Here is a 17581-nt window from a genome sequence, read left to right as displayed (position 1 = left end):
CATGGCCCGCTCATTTCAAACGACTGCCGCGGCGCTCGATCCGCTCGCGGCCATTGCCAACGCGCCGCGTTCGCGCGGCCCGCTCGCCACCGCTGCCGCGCGCTTCGTGCGCAACCGCGCGGCGTTCGCCGGCTTTGTCGTCTTGCTGCTGATCGTGATTGCCTGCGTGGCCGGCCCGTGGTTCCTGCCGAACAATCCGATCGATAGCGACTGGAGCGCGATCAGCCTCGCGCCCACGCTGCAAAACATGCACTGGTTCGGCACCGATGAGCTCGGCCGCGACCTGCTCGCGCGCACGCTGCAGGGCGGGCGCGTGTCGCTCGAAGTCGGCCTGCTCGGCACGCTGGTGTCGGGGCTGATCGGCGTGGCGTATGGCGCGACCGCCGGTTATCTGGGTGGCCGCGTCGACGCGGTGATGATGCGTATCGTCGACATGATGTACGCGATCCCCTACATGCTGATCGCCATCCTGATGATGACGCTGTTCGGCCGCGCGTTCTATCTGGTCGTGCTCACCATCAGCGCGTTCTCGTGGCTCGACATGGCGCGCGTGGTGCGCGGTCAGACGCTGTCGCTGCGCTCGCGCGAGTTCATCGACGCCGCCCGTGCAATCGGCGTGAGCTCGCGTTCAATCATCGCGCGCCACATCGTGCCGAATCTGTTCGGCGTGGTGGTGGTGTACGCGAGCGTGACGGTGCCGAATATCGTGCTGACCGAATCGGTGCTGTCGTTCCTCGGCCTCGGGGTGCAGGAACCCATGACGAGCTGGGGCGTGCTGATCCAGGACGGCGCGCAGAAACTCGATTCGATGCCCTGGCTGCTGTTGTGCCCGGCCGTGATGCTGTGCATCACCCTGTATTCCGTGAACTTCGTCGGCGATGGTCTGCGCGACGCGTTCGACCCGAAGGACCGTTGACATGCCGCTACTCGAAGTCAAAGACCTGAGCGTGCGCTTCACGCGCCGCGAGGGCGCACCCGTCGACGCGGTGCAGCGCGTATCGTTTTCGCTCGAAGCGGGCCGCACGCTTGGCATCGTCGGTGAGTCGGGTTCGGGTAAAAGCCAGACGGTGATGGCGCTACTCGGCCTGCTGGCCGGCAACGGCAAGGTGTCGGGCGCCGCGACCTATCGTGGCGAGAACCTGCTGACGATGAGCGAAGCCGCGTTGAACAGAATTCGCGGCGACCGCATCGGCATGATCTTCCAGGACCCGATGACCTCGCTCAACCCGTTCCTGACGATCGAACGGCAGATGACCGAGACGCTGCAACTGCATCGCAAGATGTCGCGCCGCGAAGCGCGCCGCCGCGCCATCGAAACGCTCGAAACGGTGCGTATTCCCGATGCTGCACGGCGCATCAATATGTATCCGCACGAGTTCTCCGGCGGCATGCGGCAACGCGTGATGATCGCGATGGCTCTCCTCTCCGAGCCGGAAATCCTGATTGCCGACGAGCCGACCACCGCGCTCGATGTGACCGTGCAGGCGCAGATCATCGAGCTGCTGCGCGAACTGAACCGCGAACGCGGCACCGCGATCATTCTGATCACGCACGACATGGGCGTCGTGGCCGGTTTGTGCGACGACGTGATGGTGATGTATGCCGGCCAAACCGTCGAGCAGGCGAACGCCGCCACGCTGTTCGCCGCACCGACCCATCCGTACACGATCGGTCTCCTGAACGCGCTGCCGCGCCTCACCGACGACGATGACCGTCCGCTACAAACTATTCCCGGCAACCCGCCCTTGCCCGGCGAAATCGGCGAGGGCTGCGCATTCGCGCCGCGCTGCACGTATTGCTCCGACCGGTGCCGCGAGTCGCGGCCTGCGCTTATCGCGTCGCCTACGGCTGCCGATGCGTTGCGCGCGTGCCACCGGCCGGTGCAGGAAATCATGGAGGTACAACACGTATGAACGCCACTTCCATTGCAAACCAGGGCCAAGACCAGGTTCCGGCAACGCTGTTGTCGGTCGACAATCTCAAGGTGCAATTCGGCGTGCCGCGCGGCGGCTTTCCGTGGTCCGGCAAAGCGACGCTGCGCGCGGTGGACGGCGTGTCATTCAGCGTGCGGCGCGGCGAAACCGTGGGCCTGGTCGGCGAATCGGGCTGCGGCAAGTCCACGCTGGCGCGTGCGATCATCGGCCTCGCACCGGTGGCGAGCGGCAGCGTGCGCTGGCTCGACAAGGAAACCGTACTGACGGGCGCTCAACGCGATACCTCGCGCTTGCGCCGCGACGTGCAGATGATTTTCCAGGACCCGCTCGCCTCGCTCGATCCGCGCATGACGATCGAACAGATCGTCGCTGAACCCTTGCGCACGCATGGCCAGGATATTGCCCGCGCCGACGTGCAACGGCGCGTTCTGACGATGCTCGAACGCGTCGGTCTCAATGCGCAGCATCTGCGCCGCTATCCGCATGAGTTTTCCGGCGGCCAGTGTCAGCGCGTCGGAATTGCGCGAGCGTTGATCGGCGAACCGCAACTGGTGATCTGCGACGAGCCGGTGTCGGCGCTCGACGTCTCGATCCAGGCGCAAATCGTCAACCTGCTGCGCGATCTGCAGCGCGAGTTGTCGCTGTCTCTGCTGTTCGTCGCGCACGATCTCGCGGTCGTCAAGGCGATCAGCCACCGCGTGCTGGTGATGTATCTGGGACGCGTGATGGAGTTCGGCGACAAGCGCGACGTATATGGCACGCCGCGTCATCCGTACACGCGCGCGTTGCTGTCGGCCGTGCCGGTGCCCGATCCGGTGGTTGAACGCGCCCGCCGCCATCTGCTGTTGCGCGGCGAGATTGCCTCGCCGCTCAGCCCCCCCTCCGGTTGCGCGTTTCGCACGCGCTGCCCGGATGCGATCGAGGCCTGCGCCAGCGAGATTCCGCAGGCTGTCACGCATGGTGCGAGCGCGACACGCGTCGCGTGCATTCGCGTGGCGGACGCCCTGTAGGACGTCCGCTTGAGGGATCGCTAAAGAAACAAGTCTGAAAACTTAAAACCGTATTCCCCGGCGCGGCGGGCCGTCGCGCCGATGGATTCGTTCGTCCTGCCATCAGCGAGACGAGCGATAAGCGTGGACTGGCTAACCGCCAGCCAAAGATTCACCAAAATAACAGAGACGTACACCATGAAAGATAGCCGAACAAAAAAGTGGTCAAAAAAAACCAATGCAGCCACCTTCTTTTACTGTGCATTCACGCTGCCCGCGCTGACAATCGGCGCGAGTGCCTATGCCGATGACGCCGTATTGGAGTCCACCTCCGATACGGCGAAAACTCAAACACTCGCGCAAACGTTTTCCTCTCCTACGCAACGGTCGCAAGCAACGCCCTCTTCGCAAACTCCGCAAACTCCGCAAACTTCGCAAGCCAACACGTCCGGCAAGCGCAGAGGCGAACAGGGCGGCCAGGTGCGCAACGATCAACCTGACACGACCAACGCCATCGTCAACGCGGAAGCCAATCAGGCGGTCACGCCTCCCACGCCGCCGTCGAGCCAGGCAGCGAGCAAGGGCTTTATCGCCGATAGCCATCTGAACCTGCAGTTCCGCAACTATTCCGACTACTTCCAGGCGCCCAACTCGATCTATCGTCACGCGTGGGTTCAGGGTGCGCAAGTCAACTATGAATCGGGCTTCACACAGGGTCTGGTAGGCTTCGGTGTCGACGCGTCACTGTTCGCCGCGCTCAAGCTCGACGGCGGCAACGGCGCCAGCAACATGGTGCACGTCGGCAAGGACGGCGGCGGTTCGCAGCAGCTCGCGTGGGCTTACCCCGGCATGTACGACATCAAGGGACGCATTTCGGAAACGGTCGTGAAGTATGGTCTGCAAACCGTCACCAACCCGTTCCTCGAACCGCATGACAACCGCGCATTGCCGCCGACTTTCCTCGGTGTGTCGATGATCAGCAACGATCTGGTTCACACAACGCTCGAGGCCGGCAGTTTCACCAAGGTCGATGCACGCGGGCACACGAACCTGACTAACCTGACCACCTCGTACGGCGGCACGCGCATTGACCGCCTGACTTACGTGGGCGGTACGTGGCACTACGCGAAGAACGGCGAAATGGCGCTGTATGTCGACCAGGCGGACGACGTCTGGCGTCAGTACTACGGCTCGGTCGCGCAATCGTTCGGCGACCCGACCACGATCAAATGGAGCGGTCTCGCGAATATCTACTCGACGCACGATACCGGCGCATCACGCCAGGGGCATATCAACAGCAACGCGTACAGCCTGTCTGTTTCGGCACAGCACGGCCCGCATGCGCTGCTGGTCGGTTACCAGCAGGTGCTCGGCGACCAGTTCTTCGACTACGTCAACGAGACCAACGGCATCTACCTGACCAACTCGATGGACGTCGACTACAACGCACCGCATGAGCAATCGCTGCAATTGCGCTACACGTTCGACGGCAAATACGCCGGCGTGCCGGGGCTCAAGGCGATGTTCTGGGGCGAGTATGGCTGGGGCGCGGATGCGTCGGCGGGTGCCGCTGATAATGCTTCGGCGTCGGCACCGCTGCATAACCTGTACTGGAAAAACGGTGAACCGGTGCACGGCCACCATCACGAGTTCGGCTTCATTCCGAGCTATACGCTGCAAAGCGGCCGCTTCAAGGACACGAAGGTCACGTTCATCGCGATGTGGCACAACGCCTCGCGCTATTACTCCGATGGCAACAATATGGAGTACCGGCTGGTGGTGAATGTGCCGGTGAAGGTGTTCTGAGTGGGGTGGTTTACAGGCCCTGTGCTTACGCGCATAGAAACCGTTTTTCTTTGTGTGCAGGTGTGACGGCGGCGCGAACCGACAGCCGGATAAGTTCGGACCCGCGCCGCCCTTTTCGTCTCCGCTCACCCCGCAATCCGCTCCGTAGTCATAGCCCGCGACAAACCATGCATCGGCCGGCGCAGCGCGACATCGAAGGGATTGGTTTGCGGGCCGATCGCATCCGCCTGGCGGCGCAGCAATTCGACCACCATCGGCAGACGATCGTCGCCTAGACGCGCCGCCAGCGTGCCCACGCTCAGCGCCGCCACCGCCACACCGGTGCGATCCAGAATCGGCACCGCCACACCCGCCATGCCGTCGAGTACCCCGCTATTGCGGCCCGCATAACCGAGTTGGCGCACGCGCTCGATCTCGGTGCGCAAATACACTTCGTCGAGCACGCCATAGCCGCGAATTCGCGGTACGTTAAACCGAATGATCTCTTCACGCTCCGCTTCGGGCAGGAACGCGAGAATCGCCAGGCTTCCCTGGCCGACACCTAGGGCCACGCGCCCGCCAATATCGCCGGTGAACGAGCGAATCGGAAACGGCCCTTCGCAGATGTCGAGACACACCGCATCAAAACTACTTTTGACCAACAGAAAAATCGTGTCGCCAAGACTCGCGCACAGCCGTAGCAATGCGGGGCGGCACAGCGTGCGCATGCCGCTCGGATTGCCGGCCTGCGCGGCAAGCGCGAAGAAATCGACACTCAGCCGATACAGCTTCGAATTTTCGTCCTGTTCGACGATGCCTTCCGCGATCAGCGCGTGAAGAATGCGGTGCACCGTGCCTTGCGTGAGACCCACCGCCTTCGCGAGACGCGTGACGCGACCGCCGTCGGGTTGCGCTTCGGATAACGCACGGATCACCGCGAAGGCGCGCTCCAGCATCCCCGGGCCGGGTGGACTGCCCGTATCGGTCAGTGCGGGATCGGCATCTCGTTTGGTGGCAGCATTCATCTCAGGTGCTCCGAATTATTTCATTGACCGGAACACTATAGAGGGAATTATCCGTGAATGGAATGTTCCCGGCACGCCCGTTCCATTCGCACTTCGTTCTGATTCATAGGGATTTTCCGGAGATCATGGAACGGAAGAGTTGGTGCCAGTCTTGTCGAATATATTCCGTTCATCGGAATTTTTTCTAAACTTATACCGGCAAACGGAATTTGAAATTGACGCCATGCAATTTGGCTGGATAGAGTCGGCTCCATCGAGGCAGTAGCCGATTGAACCGGTGTCGATCCATCCAAAGGCCAGATCATGTCGTTCCTCACACTCACGGACGTAGCGAAATCGTTCGGCGATCTGCAGGCAGTCGCCGACGTGAACCTGTCGGTTGAAAAAGGCGAGTTCGTTTCGCTGCTCGGACCGTCGGGTTGCGGCAAGACCACCACGTTGCAGATGATCGCGGGCTTCGTCGAAACCACGCGAGGCCGCATCACGCTCGACGGCCGCGACATCACGCACATGAAGCCGAACAAACGCGGCCTCGGCATCGTGTTCCAGAGCTACGCGCTGTTTCCGCATATGAGCGTCGCGGACAACGTCGGCTTCGGTCTGGAAATGCGCAACATCGACAAGGCCGAGCGCAAGGAGCGTGTGCGCGAAGCGCTGGCGCTGGTGCGGCTCGATACGCTCGCGCACCGCTTTCCGCGCGAGTTGTCCGGCGGTCAGCGGCAGCGTGTGGCGCTTGCCCGAGCGATTGTGATCGCGCCGCCCGTGCTGCTGCTCGACGAACCGATGTCGAACCTCGACGCCAAATTGCGCGAAGACATGCAGTTCGAACTGCGCGCCATTCAACGCAAGATCGGCACGACCACCATCATGGTTACACACGACCAGTCGGAAGCGCTATCGATCAGCGACCGCGTGGTGGTGATGGAAGCCGGCCGCATTACGCAGATCGACACACCGTACGAAGCGTACGAACGGCCTGAAAACAGATTCGTCTCGCAGTTCATCGGCAAGGCGAACATGCTGGCAGGCACCGTGGTGGCGCGCGACGGCGACGCGATCCGCATCGACCTTGGACATGATCTCGCGGAGACCGGCCACACCGCGCAACTGCCCGTGCGCGAACGCGTGATCGGCGTCGGCGACGCGGTCACGTTGTGCATTCGTCCGGAAAAGCTGCGCCTGTGCGCGCCGAACACGGGACGTCTGGCGGCCACCGTGACGAGCCGCTTCTTCCTCGGCAGCCAATGGCTGTACCGCGTGGATAGCCGGCTCGGCGAAGTGCTGGTGTGCTGTCAGAACGAAGGCACCGAACCGCTGCCGGAAGGCACGGCGGTCGGCGTCGACTGGAACAGCGAGGCGATCCGCTTCATCCAACGGGATGCGCATCATGGCTAGTACGTTGCCCGCTTCGAACAACGACAGCGTGAAGACTGGCAATGCGCGCCGCGCGCCGTGGCAGGCGTTCCTGCCGCTGTGGCTGATGTGCACGCCGGCTTTCCTGCTGTTTGCGACGCTGGTGCTGGTGCCGCTCGTGATGACACTGGTGCTGACTTTTTACCGCTTCGATCCGGCGAGCGGCCCACTCGCCGCATTCCAGTTCGGCAACTATGCGGAAGTGCTGCAATCGTCGTATTTCCATACGATCTTCCTGCGCACCTTCGGCATCGCCTTTCTGACCACCCTGCTGTGCATCGTGATCGGCACGCCCGAAGCCTACGTGCTGTCGCGCATGCGCGATCCATATCGCTCCATGTTCCTGCTGATCATTCTCGCGCCGCTGCTGGTTTCGGTCGTAGTGCGCGCATTCGGCTGGAGCATGTTGCTCAATAGCAACGGCCTCGTGAATCAGGCCTTCGGTCTTATCGGGCTCGGACCGTACAAGCTCGAATACACCACTTTCGCGATCGTCATCGCACTGGTGCACGTGATGCTGCCGTTTATGGTGATTCCGATTTGGACCGCGTTGCAGAAGCTCGACCCGCAAACGGAAAATGCCGCGCTTTCGCTGATGGCTTCGCCCGCCACGACCTTGCGCCGCATCGTGTTGCCGCAACTCACACCTGGCATTCTGTCGGGCAGCCTGATGGTGTTCGGCCTGTCGGCGAGCGCCTTTGCGATTCCCGGCCTGCTCGGCGGACGGCGCCTGAAAGTGGCCGCCACCGCCGTCTATGACGAATTCCTCGGTTCGCTGAACTGGCCGCTCGGCGCGACCATCGCGCTCCTGCTGCTGGTCGCGAACCTGATCGTGATGCTCACTTACTACCGGGTTCTGGAACGCAAGTACACCAGAAGCCTCGGTTGACCCTCGCGAGATCATCATGAGAAAAAATGGCCCCATCGCGCTGATTTTCCACACGCTCGTCATTGCGTTCGTGCTCGCGCCGCTCGTGATCGTGGTGCTGGTCGCCTTCACGCCCGATGAAACGCTCACGCTGCCCACGCACGGCGTATCGCTGCGCTGGTTCCGCGCGATCCTCAACTACCCGGACTTCATCTCGGCATTCTTCAACAGCCTGAAGCTGGCGTTCGCCTCGGCGACGTTGTCATTGATCGTCGCATTGCCTGCCGCGTTGGCCATCGGCCGTGCGCGCTTTCCGGGCCGCGGTTTTCTTAACGGCTTATTGCTGTCACCGTTGGTGATTCCCGGCCTTGTGCTCGGCATCGCACTGCTGCGCTTCTTCGCGCTGATCGGCGCGACCGGTTCGTTCGCGTGGCTCGTACTCGCGCACATGATCATCATCACGCCATTCGTGATGCGGCTCGTGCTGGCCTCGGTCAGCGGTCTCGACCGCAGCGTCGAACATGCCGCGCATTCACTCGGCGCCGACGCATGGACTACGTTTCGCCGCATCACCTTCCCGATGATTCTGCCGGGCATTACCGGCGGCTGGTTGCTCGCGTTCATCAACAGTTTCGACGAATTGACCATGTCGATCTTCGTCACCTCGCCGCAAACCGTCACGTTGCCGGTACGCATGTACATGTACGCGACTGAATCGATCGACCCGATGATGGCGTCCGTCTCCGCGCTGGTGATCTTCATCACGGCCGGCGCGATGCTGCTGCTCGACCGCGTGTATGGGCTCAACCGGATTCTGATCGGCCAGCACTGATGTCTTCTACTGCCCTCTCTCACATGCCGTCGAATTTGCTGTCCTCCGAACCCGCCGCGCCGAAACGCGATGCGCAATTTGTTCGCGTTGCGGAGACGCAGCGTGAACCACTTAGCTTTTTTATCGACGGTTATGAAGTCACCGCGTTGCAAGGCGATACGCTGCTCACCGCCGTGCTGATGCAACAACGTCGCGTGCGCGAAAGCGAATTCAGTGGCGCGCCACGTGCCGGCTTCTGCCTGATCGGCGCTTGCCAGGATTGCTGGATGCGCACCGAAGAGGGTCTGCGTTTGCGCGCGTGCTCGACACTGGTGACGCAAGGCATGCGGGTGGTCACGCGGCTCGCTGAAGTTGCTTCCGTCGTTGTCCCTGCTGCCACTGCGTCGACTGTCGCTGCCCCTCCCGTCTCTGCTTCGGCTGCTGCTAGCTCTGCCGCGGCGACAAATGGGGACACGCAATGAGCAACGAACACCGCGTGGTTATCGTCGGTGCAGGACCGGCGGGCGTGCGCGCCGCCGAAACGCTGGTGGCGGCCGGCATCAAGCCCATCGTGCTGGATGAAAACGCCCGCTGGGGCGGACAGATCTATCGTCAACCGCCCGCGAGCGGCGCGTTCCAGCGCTCGAAGAAAACGCTCTACGGTTTTGAAGCGCACAAAGCCGAGGCGTTACATACGACGATGGCCGCGCTGCTTCCGCATCTCGACTATCGCCCCGACACACTTGCCTGGGCTTGTGCGCAGGGCCGGCTCGATACGCTGTACGCAGGACGGGAAATCAGCGTGCCGTTTTCGCATCTGATCATCGCGAGCGGCGCCGCCGATCGCGTGCTACCGGCGCCGGGCTGGACCCTACCCGGCGTCTACACGCTGGGCGCGGCGCAGGTCGCCTTGAAGGCGCAAGGCTGTGCGATCGGCCAGCGCGTGGTGCTCGCTGGTACCGGGCCGTTGCTCTATCTCGTGGCCTATCAGTACGCGAAAGCCGGCGCACAGGTGGTGGCCGTGCTCGACACGAGTCCGCTGTCGCAGCAGATTGCCGCGGCGCCGAAACTCGCGCGGCAGCCTGCTACGTTCGCCAAAGGGCTTTACTACGTCGGCTGGCTAAAGATGCACGGCGTGCGGATCGAGCGCGATGTGAACCTGATCGGCATTCACGGTAAGCACGGCGTGAGTGCCATGGAATGGCGTTCCTCAACCGGCCACTCGAAGAAGAGCGAAATCATCCCTTGCGACGCCGTCGGCATCAGTTTCGGCCTGAAACCCGAAACTCAACTCGCCGATCTCGCCGGGTGCCGCTTCCGTTTCGATGCCCACAACCGTTGCTGGCTACCCGAACTCGACTCCGCTGGCCGCAGCTCCGTGCGCGGCATCTATCTGGCGGGCGACGGTGCGGGCATCGCGGGCGCTGACGCGGCCGAACTCGCCGGCCGCCGCACGGCATTGGCGCTACTCGACGACCTCGGCATCGCTCATCCACGTGGCCTCGGCATGCGCGACGCAGCTTCACTCGAGCGCAGCCTGCAACGTATCGCGGTATTTCGCCAAGGTATCGAAGCGGCATTCGCACCACCCGCAAAATGCGCCGCGCAATGGCCCGACGACATGACCGTGTGCCGCTGCGAAGAAATCGATGCAGGCACCTTGCGGCGCTGCATCCGCGCTGGCGAAGCAAACGAGATCAATCGACTGAAAGCGCTCACGCGCGTCGGCATGGGCCGCTGCCAGGGCCGCATGTGTGGCGAAGCGGCATTGACGTTACTTGCGGAAGAAACCGGCAAACCCCTCGAAGCCGTAGGCCGTTTGCGTAGCCAACCACCTGTCAAACCGATTCCGCTATCGCCCGCGATGTATGCCGATGACATCGCCGAGATTCTCGAGGAGGCGCGCGATGAGTGACACCCTGCACTACGACGTCGCGATTGCGGGCGGCGGCCTGGTCGGCTCATCGGCAGCGTTGGCGCTCGCGCGACGCGGCTTGCGCGTGGGCTTGTTCGAGCGGCGCTATTGCGGCGCGCAGGCAAGCGGCGTGAACTACGGCGGCGTGCGCGTCCAGGGACGGCCGGCCGAACAGATGTCGCTCGCGATGCGTGCACGGCGCATCTGGGACGGCTTGCCAGAACTGATCGGCATCGATGGCGAATTCACCGTGTCGGGACATTTGCGGCTCGCGCGCAGCGAAGCCGATCTTGCTGCGCTCGAAGCATGGGCGGGCATGGCGCGCGACCATGGACTGCAAGCGCAGGTCATCAGCGGCGCCACGTTCCGGCAACGTTATCCATGGCTGGGCGCGGCAGCGGTCGGTGGCTCGCTTTGTGCAACCGATGGCCATGCGAATCCGCGTCTGGTTTCACCCGCGTTCGCACATGCTGCGCGCGCCGCGGGCGCGGACGTGCGTGAGCAAACCGAACTGACCGACATCCATCACGACGGTACGCGCTTCCAGTTACAAGCAGGCGACACGCGCATCAGCGCCGACTGGCTGATCAATTCGGCCGGCGCGTGGGCCAATACGGTTGCAGGCTACTTCGGCGAAACCGCGCCGATGAAACCGATCTACCCGAACATGTGGGTCACCGAGCCGCTGCCGCATTTCATCACGCACAACCTCGGCGTGTATGGCGGCGGCATCTACGCTCGGCAAGTGGCGCGCGGCAATTGCGTGATCGGCGGCGGGCGTGGACATGGCGACGGCGAATACGGTCAACCGTCGACGGAAACCACCCGCGCCGTGATGCGCGATGCGTGCGCCCTGCTGCCCCCGCTGCGCGAGGCGCTGCTGATCCGCACATGGAGCGGCGTGGAAGGCGAAACGCCCGACAGCAATCCGATCATCGGTGCGAGCCGCACGATACCTCGTTTGTTGCACGCATTCGGCTTTTCGGGCGGTGGGTTTTTGCTGGCGCCAGGGGTCGGCGAAATACTCGCGGATCTTGTGATCGACGGCGCCACGGCCACACCGCTCGACGCTTTTTCGATCAATCGCTTCGCTGCTGTTGCTGCGCCATCCATCGCCTAGTTATCGCTTGTTGCTTATTGCCTATCGCTTTGCTATCGCCCAGTCATCGCCTCGTTATCGTTTAATGAAACTCAGGAGCCCCCAATGAAACTGTTCAAGACGATCGCGGCGCTGGCCGCGTTGTGCGCATTCGGTGCAGCCGCGCCGGCATGGTCGGAGACCAGGACCATTTACATCGGCATGAATGGCGGTCCGATGGAAAAGGCCTATACGAGCCAGGTCCTGCCCGACTTCGAGAAAGCCAACAACGTCAAAGTGGTCGTGGTACCCGGCACCTCGTCGGACATTCTCGCCAAGCTGCTCGCCAACAAGGCCAATCCGCAAATCCACGTGGTGTTTCTCGACGACGGCGTGATGGCGCGCGCGGTCAGCATGGGTGTGTGCAAGAAGCTCGACGACTCGCCGGTGCTCAAGGAGCTCTACCCGTTCGCGCGCATGAAGGACGACATGGGCGCAGGTGTGCAACTCGGCATGACCGGCATCGCGTACAACAAGAAGCTGTTTGCAGAAAAAGGCTGGGCGCCGCCGACCTCATGGATGGACTTTGCCGATCCGAAGTACAAGGGCAAGGTGGTGTTCCAGTCCGCGTCGAGCAGCACCTTCGGCCTGCACGGCTTTCTGGCGATCAACCGTTTGATGGGCGGCAGCGAGCAGAACGTCGAACCGGGCTTCACGAAATGGGCCACGACGGTTGGCCCGAACGTGGTGGAGTACGTGCCGAACTCAGCGAAGATTTCCGAAATGGTCCAGACCGGCGAAGCGGGCCTGTTCCCGTTGACGCCGACGGCCGTAAGCGACCTGCAGGACAAGGGCATTCCGGTCGGCTATGTGAGTCCGAAGGAAGGTCCGGTGTTGCTGCTGGTCGATCTGTGCGTGGTCAACAACAACCCAGACCCGCAATTGGCGCAGAAACTCGCGCAGTTCCTGCTGTCCGCGCCGGCCCAGACCAAAGCCGCCGAGGCCGGCAAGCAGATTCCGACCAATCGTCTCGCGAAGATGACGCCGCCAATGCAGCAAAGCCTGGGTAACGTCGACGATCTGGTGAAGAAGGTCACCGTGGTGGATTGGGACACGATCAATGCGCATCGGGCGCAGTGGGATACGCGCTGGAACAGGCAGATCGAGCGTTAAGGCTCCTTGCGCATTTCGGTGCGCCGGTAATCGGCACGACCGCGATGCGCTTCTCCGCATCAATAAAAACGCGCGCCTTGTTCGAGGCGCGCGTTTTTTATTTGGGGCAGTGCATCAGAAGATCACCGAAATCGCCACGCCTAGCCAGATCGACAGGACGCCGACGAGGAACATGTGCCGCGCAATGCGGATGCGGGAATCGCTTGTTTCCGGCTCGACCGGACTGGTCGCCATCCAGGGCACGAGGCCGAGGCAGCCAAAGCCGATCATCGCAAACACGAAGACAAAGACGTCGGACACGTGCCATTTCGACTGATCGTACAAGCCCCAGTAGCCGAGAAAGACGATACCGATCGAGAAGATCGTCGCCGAGGCGGCACTGAGCGCGGGTACGGATCCGGTTGGACTCGGCATTGCTTCACCTCCGAAACGTTAGGCTGCTGTGGCCGTCCCCGTCGCCCGCGTTCCCGTCATTCAGGATGTACGGGTCTGCCTCGCTTCATACGTCTTCAGATGACTATAGGCGATACGCAGCAGCGACAAGCCGTGCTCACCCTTCTGCGCATCGCCGCCGCGTGAGATCAGATCGCCGAGGATGTGATCCGCCTCGGTATGCGAGTGGTTTTCGACGTCGCGCAACATCGAAGCTGTTAACGGCGACGGAGTGAAGAGCGTTTGGGTAGCCCGGGCGTCGAAGTCCGGGCCCATCGTAAAGCCGTTGTGCTCCGCGACGCCACGGCACTCGCCAAGCAGGTTTTCGATGATGCGCTTGCCATCCGGCGCAGCCAGAATATCGCCGACCGAACCGCGCATCAAGCACGTACTGGCCGCCAGTGTGGCCAGGAACACCCACTTTTCCCACATGCGCAGCAAGATGTTGTCGCTAACCACCGCATCGAAATTCGCGCCGGCCATCGCATCCGCAATCGCCTCGACGCGCTCGGACGTGCCGCCTTCCAGTTCACCGAAGGTGATCGCGTGCGTTTCGTTCAGATGCATGATGTGCTGCTCGGGGCTGAGCGTTGCCGCGATCACGCACTGACCGCCCAGTACGCGCGACGCACCAAACTTTTCCTTGAGCACGTCGATATGACGCATGCCGTTAAGCATCGGCAGAATCAGCGTGGATTCGCCGACCAGCGGTGCGAACGAATCGATCGCGTCGTCGAGACTGTAGGCTTTGCAACTGAGCAGCACCAGATCGAACGGCTCCGCGCCGACACCGGCGAGTATCGTCTTGACGTCGCGCAAGGTGAGATTACCGCGCGCGCTGTTAATGACGAGGCCGTCACGCGCAAGCTTTTCCGCGCGGCCGGGGCGCACGAGGAAGGTCACGTCCTGGCCCGCCGCTGCGAGACGTCCGCCGAAGTAGCCGCCCACGGCGCCCGCCCCTACTACTAGAATTCGCATCTTTTGCCTCTTGATAGATTTGGGTCACGCCCGCGGCGCCGGTATGCAAAGGCTTCGAGGACCGCGTGCACAGCACGTCTGCAGGAATGTAGCAAAGATTGACGATACGCATCGGCCACAATGGCGGGCCGGTTTGCTGCATTGCACCGCGGCCTCGGTGTTTCCCACGCCGTTTCCGCGTTGTTTCCGCATTGCTCCTTATGTCAGATCAATCGCGTCAGATCAATCGCCGCGCCGCGAGCCGTCTGCTACGCGCCGGGCTGCGTGGAGAGCGGCACTTAAAGAGGCGACGCCCTTAGCAAACGGCGGCAGCGTGACAAGATCGCCCTACAGCGTGCCGCAGATGGTGCGCTCGTAAAGCGCGAGCATCCCAGGCACATCCACGTCCAGGCAGACCGTGCTGTCGGGCCGGCTGTCCCAGTCCGGCGCAGGCACCGGCATCGTAGAAGGCTTCTGGATGGTTTGGCCCACGGCGATGCCGTCCGTCAGCACACGTACGGGACCACGGCGAGTCGTATAAAGATGCGGCGCCAGCACATAAGTGACTGCCGACGAGTCGTGCACGTAAATGCCTTCAAGTTGCGCGCTTTGCTCATGAAAGGCTTCGTAGTGCCGCGACACGTCCCACACGAACTGCCCTGCTGCACCGCCGCGCTCGCGCAGCGACGCCAGATAATCCTGGCTCATGATGGTGCGCTGCGTGACGTCGAGCCCGACGATCGCAACCGGCCACGGTGCGCCGAACACGATGTCGGCGGCATCGGGGTCGCCGAGGATGTTCGCTTCGGCCGCCGGCGTCACGTTGCCGAGTACGCCGTCCGTGCCGAACGCGCCGCCCATGATGACCACCTGTTTGACGAGCGGTGCGATCTGCGGATCGTCGGCCAGCGCCAATGCCAGGTTCGTGAGCGGGCCCACCGCGACCAACGTGACTTCGCCAGGATGCGCGCGCACCGTGTCGATGATGAAGCGGTGCGCGGGACGTGCGTCGAGCGCGGCTTCAGCACCGGTTTCGATCGCGATGTTGCCAAGCCCGTTGTCGCCGTGAATCCAGGCGAGCGGTTCGGGTGCTGCACGCTTGAGCGGTGCCGCGGCGCCCTGCGCAACCGGCACGCCCGGCGCGAACCGTCCGGCCAGGAAACGCGCATTACGCGTGGTGGTGTCGATCGTGGCGTTGCCGAATACGCTCGTCAGACCCAGCAATTCGATGTCCGGATGCAGCGCCTGAAAAACGAGCGCCATCGCATCGTCCACACCGGGATCGGTGTCGTAGATAACCTTGTGCTCGCTCATAGATAAAACGCGTCCGGCAATTGCTCACGCGCAGTGGTGTCGCGAGTGGCGCCATGCAGATTGCCGAGCCGAATCGGCAATTCGGGGCCGCCCAGTTCGATGATCACCTGGCGGCACGCGCCGCACGGTGCAATCGGTCCATCCGTATCGCCGATTACGGCAAGCGCGGCAAACTGGTCGCGTTGATAGCCCGCGGCGATCGCGCTAAAAAACGCCGTACGCTCAGCGCAATTGCATAGTCCGTACGAGGCATTCTCGACATTGCAGCCGTCGAATACGGTGCCGTCGTTGGTCAGGAGCGCAGCGCCGACCTTGAATTTCGAATAAGGCGCATAGGCCTTTTCTCGCGCAATGCCCGCGCGTTCCAGCAGTTGTTCCATGTTCATGCAACGATCCTCAATTCGATTCAATTCAGCGTCAGGAACATGCCCGCAATCGTGGCGCTCATCAGGTTCGAGAGCGTCGCGGCGAGCACGACACGCAGGCCGTAGCGCGCGACTTCGGCGCGGCGTTCCGGTGCGACGGCGCTAAAGCCGCCCGTCAGCACCGCGATCGACGCAAAGTTTGCGAAGCCGCACAACGCAAACGACAGAATAGCAAGGGTTCGCGGATCGAGCGCCTGCAGGCCGGCTGCGCTCACGCTGGCGGCATCTTTCAGATACGGCGACAGCGACGCATACGCGACGAATTCATTGAGAATGATCTTCTGACCGAGGAAATTGCCGGCAATTGCGGCTTCGCTCCACGGCACACCGATCAGATACGCGAGCGGCGCGAACACCGTGCCGAGCACCGATTGCATCGACAGTTGCGGATGCCCGAACCAGCCGCCTATGCCGCCCACAATGCCGTTGAGCAATGCGATCAGGCTGACGAACGCGATCAGCATCGCGCCGACCATCACGGCGATTTTCAGGCCCACGGTCGCGCCGGAACTCGCGGCTTCAATCACATTCGCGGGGCGTTTTTCATCGAAGCTGAGGTTCTCGAGATGCACACGGCTCGGTTCGGTGGTGGGGTGAATGATCTTGGCGAACAGCAAGCCACCCGGCACCGCCATGAACGACGCGGCCAGCAGATATTCAACCCGCACGCCAAGGCCCGCATAACCCGCCAGCACCGAACCGGCAACCGCCGCCATGCCGCTCGACATCACCGCGAACAGTTCGGCGCCGGTCATGTCGCGCGTGAACGGTTTGACCACGGCAGGCATTTCGCTTTGCCCCAGGAAGATCGTGGTAACGGCCGAGAAGGATTCGAGCTTCGATACGCCGAGCAGTTTCTGGAATATCGTGCCGAGCACGATCACGATCCAGCGCATCACGCCGAGGTAGTAAAGCACGGAAATAAGCGCGGTAACAAAGATGATGGCCGGCAACACCCGTACGGCGAATACGAAGCCGCCGTCGCCGAAGACCTGGAACATCTTCGCCTGCACGAGGCCGCCGAACAGGAACTCGATGCCCGCGTTGCCATAGCCGAGTACGTGATTGACGCCGGACGCAGCGGCAGCCAGGACCGTCTTGCCGATCGGCACGAAGAGAATGAAAGCGCCAATCCCGATCTGCGCAAGCAGCGCCGCGCTTACGGTCCGTAAGCGGATGGCGCGCCGGTTGGTCGAAAAGATGAAAGCGATGAGTAGCAATACGGCAATACCGAGAATGTTTCGTGCGATCAGTGCCATGTCTCTTGGTGTTCTTGTGAAAGTGCGAATGATGCTAAACGAAACCGATGCTGGAGAAAACTTTAAATATGGTCTTACTCCGGTATCGACGGCCGGGCGGTCCGCGCCGGTGCGCCTCGCTGCCATCGTTGTTGGATCACTGCCGTTCAGGTACCCTCACGCCACAGGCGTTTCCCGCTCGCTCCTTTGCCGCTCCACGCGCC

General features: G+C 62.4%; 17 protein-coding genes. 11 read left to right on the top strand and 6 right to left on the bottom strand.

Annotated features, from left to right (window positions below; all coding sequences use genetic code 11):
• The first annotated feature begins 1 nt into the window (after position 1).
• The 4 genes from PQQ86_RS24295 (at position 2) to PQQ86_RS24280 (ending at position 4729) form a co-directional block, all read left to right on the top strand.
• Positions 2 to 916 (top strand): ABC transporter permease, encoded by a 915-nt coding sequence (locus PQQ86_RS24295; RefSeq protein ID WP_154562902.1) that lies wholly within the window; start codon positions 2 to 4, stop codon positions 914 to 916.
• Position 917: 1 nt separating this feature from the next.
• Positions 918 to 1913 (top strand): ABC transporter ATP-binding protein, encoded by a 996-nt coding sequence (locus PQQ86_RS24290; RefSeq protein ID WP_408272686.1) that lies wholly within the window; start codon positions 918 to 920, stop codon positions 1911 to 1913.
• A complete protein-coding gene (locus tag PQQ86_RS24285; RefSeq protein ID WP_408272683.1) occupies positions 1910 to 2944 on the top strand; it encodes an ABC transporter ATP-binding protein in 1035 nt (344 codons plus the stop codon). Before PQQ86_RS24290 ends, PQQ86_RS24285 begins: the two co-directional genes overlap by 4 nt.
• Positions 2945 to 3121: 177 nt before the next feature.
• The gene (locus PQQ86_RS24280; RefSeq protein WP_408272680.1) at positions 3122 to 4729 is read left to right on the top strand and encodes an OprD family outer membrane porin; all 1608 of its coding nucleotides are present in this window, start codon (positions 3122 to 3124) and stop codon (positions 4727 to 4729) included.
• Positions 4730 to 4854: 125 nt separating this feature from the next.
• Here PQQ86_RS24280 and PQQ86_RS24275 read toward each other — a convergent pair whose 3' ends face one another.
• Positions 4855 to 5733: an IclR family transcriptional regulator gene (locus PQQ86_RS24275; protein WP_408272677.1), complete on the bottom strand. Its 879-nt coding sequence runs from the start codon at positions 5731 to 5733 to the stop codon at positions 4855 to 4857.
• 303 nt (positions 5734 to 6036) lie between these two features.
• On the opposite strand from PQQ86_RS24275, the gene PQQ86_RS24270 reads away from it, so the two are divergent.
• From PQQ86_RS24270 to PQQ86_RS24240, 7 genes are all read left to right on the top strand, one after another.
• The gene (locus tag PQQ86_RS24270) at positions 6037 to 7128 is read left to right on the top strand and encodes an ABC transporter ATP-binding protein (protein ID WP_408272674.1); all 1092 of its coding nucleotides are present in this window, start codon (positions 6037 to 6039) and stop codon (positions 7126 to 7128) included.
• Positions 7121 to 8035 carry an ABC transporter permease gene (locus PQQ86_RS24265; RefSeq protein WP_408272672.1) on the top strand — a complete coding sequence of 305 codons (915 nt, stop codon included), beginning with the start codon at positions 7121 to 7123 and terminating at the stop codon, positions 8033 to 8035. Before PQQ86_RS24270 ends, PQQ86_RS24265 begins: the two co-directional genes overlap by 8 nt.
• 16 nt (positions 8036 to 8051) lie before the next feature.
• Positions 8052 to 8846, top strand: a complete 795-nt coding sequence (locus tag PQQ86_RS24260; protein WP_054040373.1) for an ABC transporter permease — start codon at positions 8052 to 8054, stop codon at positions 8844 to 8846.
• 23 nt (positions 8847 to 8869) lie between these two features.
• Positions 8870 to 9307: a (2Fe-2S)-binding protein gene (locus PQQ86_RS24255; protein WP_408279347.1), complete on the top strand. Its 438-nt coding sequence runs from the start codon at positions 8870 to 8872 to the stop codon at positions 9305 to 9307.
• On the top strand, positions 9304 to 10740 hold the full coding sequence (locus PQQ86_RS24250) for an FAD/NAD(P)-dependent oxidoreductase (protein WP_408272669.1): 1437 nt from the start codon (positions 9304 to 9306) through the stop codon (positions 10738 to 10740). The genes PQQ86_RS24255 and PQQ86_RS24250 overlap by 4 nt, the downstream gene beginning before the upstream one ends.
• The gene (locus PQQ86_RS24245) at positions 10733 to 11860 is read left to right on the top strand and encodes an NAD(P)/FAD-dependent oxidoreductase (RefSeq protein ID WP_408272666.1); all 1128 of its coding nucleotides are present in this window, start codon (positions 10733 to 10735) and stop codon (positions 11858 to 11860) included. Before PQQ86_RS24250 ends, PQQ86_RS24245 begins: the two co-directional genes overlap by 8 nt.
• Before the next feature lie 84 nt (positions 11861 to 11944).
• The gene (locus PQQ86_RS24240; RefSeq protein ID WP_408272663.1) at positions 11945 to 12991 is read left to right on the top strand and encodes an ABC transporter substrate-binding protein; all 1047 of its coding nucleotides are present in this window, start codon (positions 11945 to 11947) and stop codon (positions 12989 to 12991) included.
• Positions 12992 to 13105: 114 nt separating this feature from the next.
• Here PQQ86_RS24240 and PQQ86_RS24235 read toward each other — a convergent pair whose 3' ends face one another.
• From PQQ86_RS24235 to PQQ86_RS24215, 5 genes are all read right to left on the bottom strand, one after another.
• Complete coding sequence (locus PQQ86_RS24235; protein WP_408272661.1) at positions 13106 to 13405, bottom strand: hypothetical protein; 300 nt, start codon at positions 13403 to 13405, stop codon at positions 13106 to 13108.
• Positions 13406 to 13465: 60 nt separating this feature from the next.
• Positions 13466 to 14401 carry a 2-dehydropantoate 2-reductase gene (gene panE, locus PQQ86_RS24230; protein ID WP_408272658.1) on the bottom strand — a complete coding sequence of 312 codons (936 nt, stop codon included), beginning with the start codon at positions 14399 to 14401 and terminating at the stop codon, positions 13466 to 13468.
• A gap of 327 nt (positions 14402 to 14728) precedes the next feature.
• Complete coding sequence (locus PQQ86_RS24225; protein WP_408272655.1) at positions 14729 to 15694, bottom strand: nucleoside hydrolase; 966 nt, start codon at positions 15692 to 15694, stop codon at positions 14729 to 14731.
• On the bottom strand, positions 15691 to 16080 hold the full coding sequence (locus PQQ86_RS24220) for a cytidine deaminase (protein WP_121108035.1): 390 nt from the start codon (positions 16078 to 16080) through the stop codon (positions 15691 to 15693). The genes PQQ86_RS24225 and PQQ86_RS24220 overlap by 4 nt, the downstream gene beginning before the upstream one ends.
• A gap of 20 nt (positions 16081 to 16100) precedes the next feature.
• The gene (locus tag PQQ86_RS24215) at positions 16101 to 17378 is read right to left on the bottom strand and encodes a NupC/NupG family nucleoside CNT transporter (protein WP_408272652.1); all 1278 of its coding nucleotides are present in this window, start codon (positions 17376 to 17378) and stop codon (positions 16101 to 16103) included.
• Between the last annotated feature and the right edge of the window lie 203 nt (positions 17379 to 17581).

The sequence above is a fragment of the Paraburkholderia sediminicola genome (genome assembly GCF_046026675.1).
Lineage (GTDB): Bacteria > Pseudomonadota > Gammaproteobacteria > Burkholderiales > Burkholderiaceae > Paraburkholderia > Paraburkholderia sediminicola_F.
This window is presented reverse-complemented; position numbering and strand designations above follow the sequence as displayed.